At 65.6% G+C, this 14,527-nt stretch carries 10 protein-coding genes; all 10 read left to right on the top strand.

What is annotated here, in order from left to right; genetic code table 11:
* The first annotated feature begins 13 nt into the window (after positions 1 to 13).
* The 10 genes from rplI to RMP10_RS02920 all read left to right on the top strand — a co-directional run bounded on the left by rplI (position 14) and on the right by RMP10_RS02920 (position 14,522).
* The gene (gene rplI, locus RMP10_RS02965) at positions 14 to 457 is read left to right on the top strand and encodes a 50S ribosomal protein L9 (RefSeq protein ID WP_309673477.1); all 444 of its coding nucleotides are present in this window, start codon (positions 14 to 16) and stop codon (positions 455 to 457) included.
* Positions 458 to 614: 157 nt separating this feature from the next.
* Positions 615 to 998, top strand: a complete 384-nt coding sequence (rsfS, locus tag RMP10_RS02960) for a ribosome silencing factor (RefSeq protein WP_309673476.1) — start codon at positions 615 to 617, stop codon at positions 996 to 998.
* Entirely contained in the window at positions 999 to 4,250 is a 3,252-nt protein-coding gene (locus tag RMP10_RS02955; RefSeq protein ID WP_310568975.1) for a hypothetical protein, read from the top strand. It begins immediately after the preceding gene.
* A gap of 106 nt (positions 4,251 to 4,356) precedes the next feature.
* Entirely contained in the window at positions 4,357 to 5,883 is a 1,527-nt protein-coding gene (locus RMP10_RS02950) for an SPOR domain-containing protein (RefSeq protein WP_310568974.1), read from the top strand.
* Positions 5,880 to 7,265, top strand: coding sequence for an SPOR domain-containing protein (locus RMP10_RS02945; protein ID WP_310568973.1), 1,386 nt, complete (start codon positions 5,880 to 5,882; stop codon positions 7,263 to 7,265). The genes RMP10_RS02950 and RMP10_RS02945 overlap by 4 nt, the downstream gene beginning before the upstream one ends.
* On the top strand, positions 7,265 to 10,852 hold the full coding sequence (gene smc, locus RMP10_RS02940) for a chromosome segregation protein SMC (RefSeq protein ID WP_310568972.1): 3,588 nt from the start codon (positions 7,265 to 7,267) through the stop codon (positions 10,850 to 10,852). Before RMP10_RS02945 ends, smc begins: the two co-directional genes overlap by 1 nt.
* A gap of 59 nt (positions 10,853 to 10,911) precedes the next feature.
* Entirely contained in the window at positions 10,912 to 11,907 is a 996-nt protein-coding gene (locus RMP10_RS02935) for a hypothetical protein (RefSeq protein ID WP_310568971.1), read from the top strand.
* A gap of 25 nt (positions 11,908 to 11,932) precedes the next feature.
* A complete protein-coding gene (locus tag RMP10_RS02930; protein WP_310568970.1) occupies positions 11,933 to 12,691 on the top strand; it encodes a ribonuclease Z in 759 nt (252 codons plus the stop codon).
* A gap of 9 nt (positions 12,692 to 12,700) precedes the next feature.
* Positions 12,701 to 13,735, top strand: a complete 1,035-nt coding sequence (gene aroF / locus RMP10_RS02925; RefSeq protein WP_309673468.1) for a 3-deoxy-7-phosphoheptulonate synthase — start codon at positions 12,701 to 12,703, stop codon at positions 13,733 to 13,735.
* Between the two features lie 82 nt (positions 13,736 to 13,817).
* Entirely contained in the window at positions 13,818 to 14,522 is a 705-nt protein-coding gene (locus RMP10_RS02920) for an outer membrane lipoprotein carrier protein LolA (protein WP_310568969.1), read from the top strand.
* Positions 14,523 to 14,527 lie beyond the last annotated feature (5 nt).

The raw sequence follows: 14,527 nt of genomic DNA, 5'->3' as shown, positions 1-14,527 counted from the left end.
ACCCGGAGCTCCCATGGAAGTCATCCTTCGTAACGCCGTCGACAAGCTCGGACATCCTGGTGACATCGTCTCCGTGTCCGCCGGTTTCGCCCGCAATTTCCTGATTCCCCGCGGCTTCGCGTTTGAAGCCACGACGGGCAATCGCAAGCGCATTGCGCTGGAAAAGGGCCGTCTCGAGGCGCTCGAGTCGGAGCGCGTCGCCGCCGCCCAGACCATCGCCGACAAGCTGGCCGAGGTCTCGGTGACCTTCGCCGCGCGCGTCGGAGAAGAGGGCAAGCTGTTCGGTTCCGTCACCACGGCCGACATCGCTCATCAGCTGGAAGCGCAGGGCTTCCACATCGAAAAGCGCCAGATCGAACTCAACGAGCCGATCAAGACCCTCGGCGTTTACCGCGTTGGCATCCGCCTGCACGCCGACGTGAAGCCCGAAATCAAGGTCTGGATCATCAAGCAGTAATCGGCATCACATTGCCGGCATGGGGGGAGTCCGGACTCGGACTCCCCTTTTTTTGCCCCTGTCCGAGTCACTGTCCAGCGCGCAACCTTCATTCACACGATGGGGTACCGCATTCAGACGGTGGCTTTCCATCACTCGCATTCTCCCGACTCCATACATGGCAGAACGTCCGCCAAGCCCCGGCGAATCCATTGCGCGCCGCGCCGCCGCACTCGCCGGTGACATGAAGGCCAACGATATCCTCGTCCTCGATTTACGCGGAGTGACGGATATGACCGACTTCTTTGTTATAGCCAGTGGCACATCCGACACCCACGTCCGCGCCGTAGCAGAACACATCCAGGCAGGGTTGAAGGACGGTGGGGTGTCTACCACTATGACCGAAGGCCTCACACAGGGACGCTGGGCGCTGCTCGACTATGCGCACACTGTCATTCATGTATTTCATCCGACGCTGCGTCAGTACTATCAGCTGGAACGGCTGTGGGGCGACGCAACACCGGTACCTCTGAACACCGAAGCCACGCAGGGAGCCCGGTAAATGCCGCAGGCGCAGCGCTGGACACGATGGGGAGCGACTCTGGTTCTCGCGATCATGTCGATCGCCTCGCCGCTCCATGCTCAGAACTTTGGGCAGAATCAGGTCCAGTACGATCGGCTGCGCTGGCGCGTCATTGAAACCGAGCATTTTCAGATTCACTACTATCCGCAGATCGCGGATGTGGCGCCTGATGCGGCGCGTATGGCCGAACGGTCGTACGCGCGACTGTCCCGCCTGATGGCCCACCAGTTCCGCGAAAAGAAGCCGGTCCTCATTTTCGGGTCCTCGGGCGACTTCGCGCAAAGCAACGTCTTCGGCGACCTCGGCGAAGGCACCGGCGGCGTCACTGACCCGCTGCGTCAGCGTATGGCGCAGTTCTTCAGTGGCGATTGGGCCAGCTTCGAACACGTGCTCATGCATGAAATGGTGCACGTGTTCCAGTTCGACATTTTTTCGCGTGGTCGTGCCGGCGCCGGTTTGCAGAATCTGGCGATGGTCAATCCTCCACTCTGGTTCATGGAAGGTCTCGCCGAGTATTTCTCGATCGGCCCCGTCCACCCGTGGACCGACGCCTGGGTACGCGACGCTGTGACGAACAACTCGCTCCCCACCATCGCGCAGATGACGGAGCGCCCTGACAAGTACTTCCCGTATCGCTACGGGTTGTCGGTATGGCAGTACGTGGGCGCGCGGTGGGGCGACGAAGTGATCGGTGAGATCATGAACGCGGTGCCGAGCGTCGGGATCGATCGCGCGTTCCGTCGGGAAATCGGATTGTCACTCGACGAGCTGAGCGCCGAGTGGAAGCAGGCGATGCAGAACAAATACCTGCCGACGGTCGCGGAATTGCAGCGTCCGCGCAGCTTCGCTGAGCCGCTGCTCTCGCAAAACCGCTCGGGCAGCATCGCCAGCCTGTTCGTGGCGCCCGCGCTGTCCGACGACGGCAAGTACATCACGTACATCGCCTACGGCAGCTTCCTGCGCGGCGAAGTGTTCCCCGAGATGTATCTCGCCAACGGCGAGACAGGCAAGCGCATCGCGCGCCTCGTCAAGACGACCACCAATCCCGACTACGAGCAGCTGCGCTACATCTACTCGCAGCCGTCGTTCTCGCCGGACGCGAAGCTGCTCGCCTTCACCGGGCAGAGCGGTGGACGCGACGTGCTGTACGTGATGGACGTGAAATCGCGGAAGATCCTGAAGAAGTTCGATTTCGAACTCGATCAGGTGCTGAGCCCCAGCTTCTCGCCCGATGGACGTCGCATCGTGTTCAGTGGCATGCGGCACGGCATGAGCGATTTGTATATCGCGTCGCTCGATGCCGGCGGTTATACGCAGGTCACCAAGGATCCGTTTGGCGATCTGCAGCCGCAGTGGTCGCCCGACGGGCGCACCATCGCGTTCGTGAGCGATCGTGGTGACGATACGGATCTCGACATCCTGAAGATTGGCAAGTGGAAGCTGTCGCTGCTCGATCTCGAGACACAGAAGGTGTCGATCATCGAAGGGCAAGGCGGACGTGCACTCAATCCGCAGTGGGCGCCCGACGGCAAGTCGCTCGCCTACATCACGGATCGCACCGGCATTGCCAACATCTTCCTGTACGATTTCGAGGCGAAGCAGCACTATCAGCTCACAAACGTATTGGGAGCGGTCACGGCGGTGGCGGAGCAGTCGCCGGCGATCACGTGGGCGCGCGGCGCCGACGTGTTGGCCTTTGTGTACTACGAAAAGACCGACCACGCGATCTGGAAGATCAAGAATCCGCGGTCGCTGAAGAAGGAGCCGTATCGCGATCCCGTCGTCGTGGCGCAGGGTGCGACGCCCGTGAAGCCCACCACCGGGCCAACCACACCGGTCAAGGTCGACCCCACGGCGCACCTGAATCGCGCTACGCTCACGGATACGGCCGCGGCCCGTCAGTCGTTCTACCGCCCTACCGTGGGCGCGACAGCGCGCGCGTCAGACGATCTGCCGGTGTCGGTGGCCGCCCGTCTCGCCGAGACGGTGAGCGTGCGCGCGCTGATGGACAGCTTCGATTTCAATCTGCCCGACTCCACCAAGTTCCGAGACTATCGCTACAAGGCTCGTCTCACGCCCGAGTACGTGGCGCAGCCGTCCATCGGCTATCAGCAAGGCGGATTCGGGCAAGGCACGTTCGGCGGTACCACCGTGGTGCTCAGCGACCTGCTTGGCGATCGGCGTCTCGCGCTCTCGGGCTCGATCAACGGGCAGCTCAGCGACGCGCAGGTGTTTGTCGGGTACACCAGTCTCGGCCGGCGACTGCAATACACCACCGGAGTGATTCAACAGCCGATCTATCTGCTGTCGAACTACACCCAGGAAAACCTCGGTAACGATCAGTTCTCAGAGTCGCAGGAGATCACGCGGCTCGTCGTGCGTCAGGTGTTCGCCGCCGGCCTGTATCCGCTCAATCGCTTCACGCGATTCGAGCTGGGGGCGCGCTTCCAGAACATCGATCAGCAGGTGTTCCCGTTCACGCGTCTGGTCGACACCCAGCAAGGGTACGCCACGGGCTTCGAGCGCGGGCCCACGCGCAACGTCGCGTCGGCCAATACGATTTCGCCGTATCTCGCCTTCGTCACCGACAACACGCTGTTCGGGTACACCGGGCCGATCTCCGGCCGTCGCATGCGTCTCGAGGTGGAGCCGAGTGTCGGCACGTGGAAATGGACCGAGTATGTGGCCGACATCCGCGGCTACTACCCGATCCTCTTTAACTACGTCACCTTCGCCACCCGCTTCTCCACCAGCATGTCGGTGGGTCGCGACGAGTTACGATTCCCGAAATGGATCGGTCGTCCCGACTTCATCCGCGGCTATAATCGCGAGGATCTGGGCGCGATTGCCTGTACGGGCCTGCCCACCGACGACGGCAGCTCGTGCAACTCGGTCGAGTTGATCGGCAGCCGGGTGGCTTTCGCCAACGCCGAACTGCGCTTCCCGATCATCCGGAGCTTCGGTGGCGGTCGCCTCCCGATCGGCCTCCCGCCCATCGACGGCCTCTTCTTCTACGACGCCGGTGTGGCCTGGTCGAAGGGGCAGCAGGTCATCGCCAGCCGTCCCGAGGGATACGACTTCTCGAAGCAGCGGGCGCTGTTGCAGAGCTATGGCTTCGGTGTGCGCCTGAACCTGTTCAACATCGCCATCGTGCGCTGGGACTGGGCGGTGCCGATCAGCCGCCCCGGCACGAAGGGCTTCGGGACCTGGTTCTTCGGCGCCAGCTACTGAGCCACCGCCCCCGTCGGGTTGGGGGCTGAGAACAAGGGGGGACGATAGGGGATTTCCCCTGCCGTCCCCCCTCCCTGCTCCTGCCTCTGACAGGTACTTTTCGCCCGTGCGCACGCTCATAGCGACGGCGCTCGTGCTCCTCGCGTGCGGTGTTGCCGGCGGCTGTGCCGATCGCTCGTCCCGCCCTTCCGGAGCCGACGCCACTCCTAGTATCCCCGGTGGTCCGGACCCGATCGTGTTGCGCGTTTCGCGCGACGGCGGTGTCATGACGGCTACCCGCTACCCGGACCTCGATTCCACACTGTGGCGGTCGAGTGCCCGGCTTCCGGCGCTCGATCGCATCATCGGATTCGGTGCGGAAGACGGTTATCTCGCCGCCGTCGATACCAGCGGCGCGCCCGTGCGCATCGACATCCGCTTGGGCACCGTGACCACGTCGCGAAAGGATGACGTGGCCGTGGCCTCGTCGGCCGATGGCGGCGCGATCTACGCGCTCACGACCGACGGCGAGATCACGCGCTACACACCGAGTGGCGGCGACTGGCGCTTCACTCCCACGCTTCCCGCGCATGCGCTCTACGCGCAAGCCGACGGTTCACTGATCGTGGCCGGCGCCAAGGGAGATCGCGCCATCGTGTGGCGTGTGCGACCTCCCGGACAGGACGTCACCGACAGTTTGTCATTCAATATCGGCGGCGACGAAACCACGTTGCGCAAGTCCCTTGGCGCGACGGCCGGTGCCGTCGGTGATCGCGTCTTCTTCGGCGGCAACGACGAAGTCATCGCCGTACGCACGCGCGATCTCGCCAAGGCGCTCGAAGTCGATATCGGTGATCCGGTCACGGCTATCGCCGCCACGCCAAGCGGTGACCGCTTGTTCGTGGCGATCGAGCATGAAGAACTGCTGCGCGTCGTGGATCGCTTCGAGGAAGGCGTGAAGGGCAAGATCACGCTGCCCGGCGTACCGCGTGCGCTGCGCATGGACCCGATGGGTCGCGTGCTGCTGGCGCGTGGCGGGGCCGACTCGGTGTATGTCATCAGTCTTGGCAGCGATGCCGTGATCGGCGTGGTGCGCAGCGAGTGGCGCGGCGACCTGCCGCTCGTGTTACCCGATGGCGCGATCGCCACCACGCGCGGCGAGGACGTCGTGTTCGCGCATCCGTCGACGTTAGCCGACATGCGCACGGTAGACGGTGGGGCGAATCAGTTCTGGTACACGCTGCGATGGAACGGCTTCCGCCCGCGTGCCGCCGGCCTCGATCAGCCTGTACAGTTCCGCACCAGCGCCCCGCGTGACTCGGTGGACTACGCCGACAGCGCGGCGGCGCGTGACCCCGCGCGTGACCCCGCGCGTGACAGCGCACGCGGTGGTGCTGGCGCGATCGGCCGCGCCGACACGCCGGTGGCGTCGGCGTTCACCGTGTCGTTTGCCGCGGTACTCGACGAGAAGCAGGCACGTCAGGTCGCATCGCGCATTCGCGCGGATGGTGAGACGCCGCGCATCACGACGTCAGACCGTGCCGGAAAAACCCTGTATCGCGTCGTACTCGGTCCGTACCTAACGCGCGCCGACGCCGAGCGCGTCGGCAAAGCGTCGGGACAGAGTTACTGGATCTTCGAGGGGGCACCGTGACGCCGCTCAGTCTGACCGAATCGTGGGAGATGGAGGGCCGCCGCTTGGCGCCTCTGCTCGACGGCATCTGCTCCGTGGTCATCGCCGCGACCGATGCGTCGCTGGCGACCTCGATGGCGCTCGGCGTCGCGCGGGCGCAGGGACTGCGCCGACGCGTGGCCGTGGCTGACTTGATCGGCGAGGCGCCCGCGATTGAAGCGCTGCTGACCGGCGATGATCCGCATGGCATTTCGGACAGCTTCCTCTACGGTGTGTCGCTCAACAAGATCGCGCGACCAATGGCCGGCGCCGAGAACGTGTTTCTGATGCCGAGCGGCACGGAAGCGGTGGCACACGACGCGGTGTATGCGAACGAACGGTGGCGCCGCCTGGCGGCGGGCTTTCATCAGGTCGGCGCGCTGCTGGTGGTGGTCGCCAACCCGGCCACACCCGGCTTCGCCGACTTGTGTGCCTACGTCGGCGCGCTGATGCCCGTCGGCGACACCGTGTTCCCCACCCCGCAGGGGGTGCCGCTCATTGCCCCGCCTGCACCGCCCAAGCCCGAGCCGCTACCGCCCACGCCGCGTCCGAACGCGGCGCGCGCACGCGCTGCCGCCGCCGAAGACGAGTCGAGCCGACGCCGTCGTTTCATCGCGATCGTGTCCGTACTCGGCGCTATTGCCGTAGCACTGGGCGCCTTCTGGCCACAGCTCATGGCACGCCTGCCCGAACCAGTCGCCGAACTGATCACGGGCAAGCAGCGTGAACCCGACAGTACGGCGGTCGTCGTACCGCCCACACCGATGGACACCTCGGTGCGCAGCGACAGCGCCAAGCGCGACTCGCTGCTGCGCGACTCTACGGGCACCATCATTCCGACACCGGACAGTCTTCGCACTGCGAGTCCGCCGATGACCGTGGAAAATGCCGCCGACTCGGCGTCCGCGTCGCGATTTGCCGTGTATTTCGCCACCGCCAATACGCGCGCCGCCGCGATGCCGGATGCCCGCGTGCGTGCGCTCGACGCCGTGGCGCTGTCGCCGGTGGCGGAAGGCAACGAACAGTGGTTCCGCGTCACGATTGGTGCATCGTCCACGCGCGCGCAGGCCGAGTCGCTGCTGACAAAGCTACGCACGCAGAAGATCGTGGGATCGGGGAGCATCGTGTCGGTGCCGTATGCGTTGCGCCTCGCGCGCAGCGTCACACCGACTTTGATCCCCACGCGACTCGCCGAGCTGGCGAATCGCGGCATCATCGCGTACGCGTTGCTGCAACCTGATGGCAGCGCGACTGTGTATACCGGCGCGTTCGAATCGCCGATGCAAGCGACCCCGCTTGCAGATTCTTTGCGCGCCCTGCGCGTCGCGCCTGTGTTGGTTTATCGAACTGGGAGAGCGTTCTAGTGCGTCTGACGAAGCTCGAGGTCCATGGCTTCAAGGCCTTTGCCGATCACTTGGAGTTCGTGTTCGAAAAGGGTGTGACGGCCATCGTCGGCCCCAACGGAAGCGGCAAGTCGAATGTCTCGGATGCCGTAAGATGGGTGCTGGGCGAGCAGCGCGCGCGGGCCATGCGCGGCGCGAAGATGGAGGACGTGATCTTCCACGGGTCGTCGGCACGCAAGGCCGTGAACATGGCCGAAGTGTCACTGCACTTCGACAACACCGAAGGCGAACTCCCGGTCCCATTCAAGGAAGTCGTCATCACCCGGCGCTTGATGCGCTCGGGAGAGAGCGAGTATCTGCTGAATCGCGCGCCGTGCCGTTTGCGCGACATTCAGGACCTGGTGCGTGGCACCGGCCTCGGCGCCGACTCCGGCGTGGTCATCGAAAGCAGGATGATCGATGCCCTGCTCTCCGACCGCCCCGACGAGCGCCGCGAGCTGTTCGAAGAGGCGGCCGGTGTCGGCCTGTATCGCGATCGGCGCCGCAGTGCCGAACGCCGTCTCGAAGAAACGACCGTCGACCTGGCACGCCTCGATGACCTGATCAACGAAGTGCAGAGTCAGGTGCGCTCGCTGGCACGTCAGCGTCGTCGCGCCGAACGGCACGCCGAATTGATGTCGCGTCGGTTCCAGGTCGAGATTTCGTTGGCCACCCGAGAGATGGCGGCGTGGCGCGAAGAACTCTCGGCGCTCGATGGCCGTCTCGAAGAGCTGCAGCTGGATGTCCCCGGTGGCGAAGAAGCCATCACGCAAGCCGAGATGCTGCGTGAGCAGGCCCATGGTGCGCGCTCCGCGGCCGAAGCCAGCCGTCTCGAACTCGCGCGTCTCTCTACCGAGCAGCGCGACAAGACGCAGAAGCTCGAGCGCGAACTCGCCGTGAGCGAAGAGCGTCAGCGCAGCACGACCATGCGCAAGCAGCGCGCCGAAGAGGAACGGAAGGAGAACGAAGCGTTCGGCCGCCGTTTGCGTGAAGATCGCGAGCGCGCCGTGGGTGATCGGACCACGCTCGAGAAGGAACTGGCTGACGCGGGTGAAGCGCTGCAGGAACGCCTCGCCGCCGAACAGACTACGCGTGAAGCGGTACAGCAGTCGCGCGCCGTGCTTGAGCAGCTCGAACGTCAGGTGCGCGAACACCGCGACCAGGCCCGCCGCATCGAACTCGATCGCGACGGCGCATCGCGTGAACATCTCGAGACGCAGAATCGTCGTGAGGCGCTGGAGATCGAGCGTCAGCAGCTGGCCGATGCCCTCGATGTGACCGAACGCGAACTGATCGCCGCGCGCGAGCAGGTGTCGATCACCCAGGCGAATGCGCAGGATGCGCTGCACGCGCTCGAAGGCGCGCGCTTGGCCGCCGCCACCGCGCGCACGGCCGATGCCGAGTCACGCAGTGCGCTGGCCAGCGCCGTGCAGTCACGCACGGCACTCGAAGGCCGCTTGAATGCGCTGGCGGCACTCGAGCGTGAACGCGTAGGTCTGGCCCCGTCGGCGGCCAAGCTGCTCAAGGAACGCGAGCGGTTCGGCGACGGGGCGGTGCTGGGTCCGCTCACCGACTTCCTCACCGCCGACGGCGAAGCGGCGAAGCTCGTGGAACGCTACCTCGGCGCCACCATGCACGCGATCGTTGTGCGCGATGCCGATGCCGCGGCCGCCGTGCGTCGTTGGCACGCCGATACGCAGCCGGGGCCGCTGCTGCTGCTCCCGCTCGATGTCGTCACCGACTTGGGTGCCGATGCCGACGCGTTGGCGGGCAGCGTACAGTCGTCTGGTGCCGCGTCGCGGTGGGTGCGCGCGTTGCTCGGCAAGGTGCGCGCGATCGATAGCGGTGAAGCGTTCATCGATGAACGTGGCGCCGTGTTCCTGCCAGGCACGGCCACGGGCCCCGGCCCGCTGCAGCGTCGCGCCGAGATCACGCGACTCGAATCGGATCTTGCCGCCGCGGATGCGCGCCGTGATGAATGCATGATGGCCGCTGAAGCGGCGCGGTTGGCGCTCGGTGAAGCGGAGCGTGCGCAGCAGGCCGCGATGGAAACGTCCAACCGCGCACAGCAGGAATCGCGTCGCGCGGCCGATGTGCAGCAGGAAGTCGAGCGTCGCCGCGAGCGCGCCGAGCGCGAACTGCAGCAATCGAGCGCGCTCGCCGAACGTCTCATCTCGCGTCTCGAGGAGCTCGACTCCCGCACGAAGCAGCTGGCGCAGCAGGCCGAAGCGCTGCACGCGCGTGCCGGTGAGGCCGATGCTGATATCGCCGAGGCACGTGAGGCGATGTCGATCGCGGAGCGCGATCAGGAACAGGCACGCGAAGCGCGGGCCACGTGGCAGGTGGCGCAGGCCCAGGCGCAGGCGCGTTTGTCGGTCGCCATCGACCGCGAGAAGCGGTTGAACGAAGAAGACTCCACGGCTGCGGCGCGCCTCGAGTCGTTGGCGCGCGAGCTCTCGAATCTCTCCGAGGCCGACCAGAATCTGGCGCAGCAGCTCGACGGCTGGCGCTCCGAGCTGGAAACAGAACAGAAGACGCTGGCTGATGCCGACGCGCGCCTGGCCGATGCCGAGCGGGCCGTGGCCGCGGCCACCGGTGCACTCGACGAGGCCGAGCGCATGCTCGATGAAGCCCGCCGCCGTGCGTCGGCGCTGGGTGAGCAGCTGCACGGGGCGCAGCTGCGACACACCGAGCTGTCGGGCCGTCGCGAAGCTATCCGTCAGCGTCTCGAAACCGAATGGCGTCGCACGCTCGAGGATTTGCTGGCCGGATTCGAAGAGCTCGACCTCGAAACCGATGTACTGCGCACCGAAGCCAAGCAGTTGCGGGAATCGCTCGACGAGCTGGGCCCCGTCAACCCGTTGGCGATCGAAGAACACGAGGAAGAGCAGCGTCGTCTCGAGTTCCTGACCGGGCAGCGCAACGATCTCGTGGCCGCCAAGCAGTCGCTGCATCAGGCCATTCGTGAAATCGACAGCACGGCGCGTGAGCTGTTCCTGGCCACCTTCTCGCAGGTGCGCGAGAACTTCCGTCAGATCTTCCTGCGCATGTTCGGTGGTGGCGAGTGCGACCTGCGACTCGAGAACCCCGACGCGCCGCTCGACTGCGACATTGAGATTCATGCGTCGCCGCGCGGCAAGAAGACGCAGCGCATTCACCTGCTCTCCAGCGGTGAGCGCGCCCTCGTGGCGTTGTCGCTGCTGTTCGGCATCTTCCTCACCAAGCCGAGTCCCTTCTGCCTCATGGACGAAGTGGACGCGCCGCTCGACGATCAGAACATCGGCCGTTTCGTGAAGATGCTGAACGACTTCAAGTCGCGGACGCAGTTCATCGTGATCACGCACAACCCGCGCACGACGTCGGAAGCCGCTGATGCGGTGTACGGCGTGACGATGCAGGAGCCGGGCGTGTCGTCGATCGTGAGCGTGCGCCTGCGCGGCGGCCAGCAGGTGGACGAAACCATCGTGCCTGACGACGCCATCGCGGGCGAGATCGGCGGCGACGAGGTCGATGATGCCGTCGACGGCACCGCCGACGAGGACTCCGCAGCGGAACCGTCGCCGGCGTGATTTCGCGCCCGCAGCGGCGATGGTGGAGCGCCGCAGCGCTGTGCTGCGGCGCCGCGTTGGTGACGATGCCCCGGCTGCTGTCGGGGCAGTCGGTGGTCGTAGACGGTCCGACGGCGGTGGCATTGCCGACGCTCACGCCATCACTGGTCGTGCGCGCGCTCGGTTTCGCCAATCAGCGCCCGCTACGCGTGCGGGTACAGATCGCCACGACCGTGGACTTCGCTGTCGGTTCACTGGCGGTCGATTCGTCGTTCTCGACCTCCGATACCACAATCGCAGTGCAGATCACGCGCGCCCTGCCCAGCGAAGCCACCGTCTACTGGCGGGCCAGTGTGCAGGGGGCGCTGGGCGCGACCGCGGAGTCGCCGATCACGGGTCCGCGAACCGTACCGACGTGGCTCACGTTGATCGCTCCGAAACCAAATTCGGGTGGCATCTTCGATATTCGCCGACCGCTGTTCGTGTGGCAAAGTGCGCGGATCACACCTGCCGCTGGCCCGTGGACGTATTCCATCGAGATCACGAACGGCGGGCGTCCCGAACAGGCCGCCGCGGGCCTGCGCGATACCACGTTCCGCGCGGCGACCAATTTGCAAGCGGAGACGCCGTATTTTTGGAACGTGCGCGCCACGCTTCCCAACGGCGACTTCGTACGCGTGGCGAGCAGCGCCTCCTTTTCGATTGTCGATCCGCTGCTGCCGACCACCACCATTCTGTATCAGAACTTCCCCAATCCCTTTCCGTCGGCCACGACCTTCAACACCTGCTTCTGGTTCGATCTCGGTCAACCTGGCGGCACGGTGTCACTCGATGTGCTCGATCTTCGCGGCAACGTGGTGCGCACCATCGTGCCCGGGCTCGATGGCGTGATCCAATTTCCCGCCGGCCGATACGGCCGCGGCGCGCCGGGCGCCGGCAGCAACTGCGATAGCCGCTTCGTGTGGGACGGTACGGCCAGCGACGGGCGTACTGTAGCCCCGGGCGTGTACGTGGCGCGCTTCCGCAGTGGCAGCGGCACGCCGACGTTCCGGCGCATGCTGTTCAAGGGACGCTGACCGTGGCGTCGACGAGTCGCCGCGCATGAAGCTCACGACCATCGGCACCGGCACGGCCGCGCCGCACCCGACACGCGTGAGTGCCGCACATCTGGTGGAAGCGGGCGACATCCGACTGCTGCTCGATTGCGGCAGCGGCTCGGTCCACCGTATGGCCTCGCTTGGCGTCGACTGGTCGGCCATTAGCCACGTGGCCATCACGCATTTTCACGCCGATCACATCGCCGACCTGCCTCTGCTGCTCATGGGCTGGCGCTGGGGCCAGCTGCCGCCTCGTAGTGCCCCCGTCACGCTGTACGGACCGCCGGGGACCGGTGCCTTGATCGAACGCATGGCGGGCGTGTACGGCGCCTGGATGCTGGCCCCCGGCTTCCCTTTCACCGTCCGTGAACTCGTCCCCGACGAGATCGTGAAAGTCGGCGACCACGTCACGCTGAGCGCGCAACCGGTACCACATACGGCTGAGAGCGTAGCATATTCCGTGAGTGACGGGGAGCGACGTCTCGTGTACACCGGTGACACCGGCGTGAGCGAGGCGCTCGGGGCGTGGTCGGCGGGATGCGACCTGCTGTTGGCCGAGTGCTCGTTGCCTGACACGATGGCCATTCGCGAGCACCTGACCCCGCGACAGGCCGGACAGCTCGCCGCGCACGCGGCCGCGTTTCGGCTCGTGCTGACGCATTTCTATCCGCCCGTGGAAACCGTGAACATTCTCGGCGAAGTGGCGGAGTGCTACACCGGTCCAACGGTCCTCGCGACCGACGGCTGGTCCATCGAATTCTGAGGACGTGACATGCTGGTCGTAATGCAGCCCAATGCGAGCGCCGCCGACATCGACAAGGTCTGCGACGAGATCGTGCGACAGGGCTTCAAGCCCCTTCCCATGCCGGGCGCCGTGCGCACGGCGATCGGTCTCCTGGGCGATGACGCGCAGGTGGATTGGTCGTACATCGAGGGGCTGCCCGGCGTGGCGAACGTCCTCATCGTGCAGAAGCCGTATCGCCAGGCCTCGCGCGAATGGAAGAACGAGAACACGATCGTGGAGATCGCGCCGGGCGTGCGCGTGGGCGGCAGCGATGTCGTGGTGTTCGCAGGGCCGTGTTCGGTGGAGAGTGAAGCGCAGATTCTGGCGTCGGCCCATGCGGTACGGAACGCCGGTGCGCATGCCCTGCGTGGCGGCGCCTTCAAGCCGCGTTCGTCGCCGTACGCCTTCCAAGGCCTTGGCCTCGAGGGGCTCAAGCTGCTCGCCCTCGCGCGCAATGAAACCGGCCTCGCGATCGTCACCGAAGCGATGGATGAGCGCGGCGCCGACATGGTGGCCGAGTATGCCGATTGCATCCAGATCGGCGCGCGCAACATGCAGAACTATTCGCTTTTGCGTCACGTGGGCAAGCTCGGCAAGCCGGTGTTGCTCAAGCGCGGTATGGCGGCCACGATCAACGATCTGCTGCTCAGCGCCGAGTACGTGCTGTCGGAAGGCAACCCGAACGTGATTCTCTGTGAGCGTGGCGTGCGCACCTTCGACAGCGCGACGCGCAATCTCTTCGATCTCACGGCCATTCCCGTGGTGCAGAAGCTGTCGCACCTGCCGATCATGGCCGATCCGAGCCATGGCACGGGACTGCGCGACAAAGTGACACCGATGGCGCGCGCTGCGGTCGCCGCCGGTGCCGACGGCATTCTCGTGGAAGTGCATCCCACGCCCGACAAGGCGCTCTCCGATGGCGCGCAGTCGCTGTATCCGGAACAGTTCTCCGAGCTCGTTCGGCAGCTGCGTCTGATCGCCGGAGCCATTGATCGTCAACTGGCACCGACGCCGGTTCAGTGACACGCAGTACGATCTGACGTTCAGCAGGTGTCCGCCACGGGCACCTGCTCTGCCCCCGCGTGTAATTAGTCCTATGATCATCATGAATCGAGTTCCGGCCCGCGCTCTCGGCCGCGCGCTGTCGGCGGCCGTCGCCATGGCCCTGCCCGCGACAGCGGCGCTCTCAGCCCAGACCGTTGCCGACGCCGAAGCCGCCTACGCGCGCGTGGCGAAATCCTGGTCGACCACGCGCACGCTGCAGGCGAACTTCGATCAGAAGATCAGCAATCCGATCTTGGGCCGTACCGTCGCTTCACGTGGTGTGTTCGTGCAGGAGCGGCCGAATCGGGTTTCGATCACGTTCACCGATCCGGCCGGCGATCGCATAGTGGGCGACGGCAAGAGTCTGTGGGTGTATCTGCCCAGCAGCACGCCGGGCCAGGTGTTGAAGCTGCCAGCCGATGCCGACGGCGCCATTGTGGCCGATCTGCTCGGTCAACTGCTCGACACGCCGCGCCGCGCGTTCACGATCACGGGCGGCGAGAACATGCCCATCGACGGCCGCGCCACGCGTCGTGTGCAGCTGGTGCCCAAGAGCGCGAGCTCGGTACCGTTCAGCAAGGCGGTGCTCTGGCTCGACGACAAAGAGGCACGACCGGTGCGCGTGCAGGTGCTCGACAGCCAAGGCGTCGATCGTACCATCACGCTCACCAGCTGGCTGCCCGACGCGACGCTCCCGAAGGACGCATTCAAGTTCGTCACACCCAAGGGCGTGAAGGTCTCGACGAAGCTGCCCGGCAGTCGTTAACGCCT

The sequence above is a fragment of the Gemmatimonas sp. genome, assembly GCF_031426495.1.
Classification (GTDB): Bacteria; Gemmatimonadota; Gemmatimonadetes; order Gemmatimonadales; family Gemmatimonadaceae; genus Gemmatimonas.
This window is presented reverse-complemented; position numbering and strand designations above follow the sequence as displayed.

Bases quoted from the DNA above. Each gene is read 5' to 3' on its own strand.
- rplI (WP_309673477.1), top strand. From the start codon at position 14: ATGGAAGTCATCCTTCGTAACGCCGTCGACAAGCTCGGACATCCTGGT.
- rsfS (WP_309673476.1), top strand. From the start codon at position 615: ATGGCAGAACGTCCGCCAAGCCCCGGCGAATCCATTGCGCGCCGCGCC.
- RMP10_RS02955 (WP_310568975.1), top strand. From the start codon at position 999: ATGCCGCAGGCGCAGCGCTGGACACGATGGGGAGCGACTCTGGTTCTC.
- RMP10_RS02930 (WP_310568970.1), top strand. From the start codon at position 11,933: ATGAAGCTCACGACCATCGGCACCGGCACGGCCGCGCCGCACCCGACA.
- aroF (WP_309673468.1), top strand. From the start codon at position 12,701: ATGCTGGTCGTAATGCAGCCCAATGCGAGCGCCGCCGACATCGACAAG.
- RMP10_RS02920 (WP_310568969.1), top strand. From the start codon at position 13,818: ATGAATCGAGTTCCGGCCCGCGCTCTCGGCCGCGCGCTGTCGGCGGCC.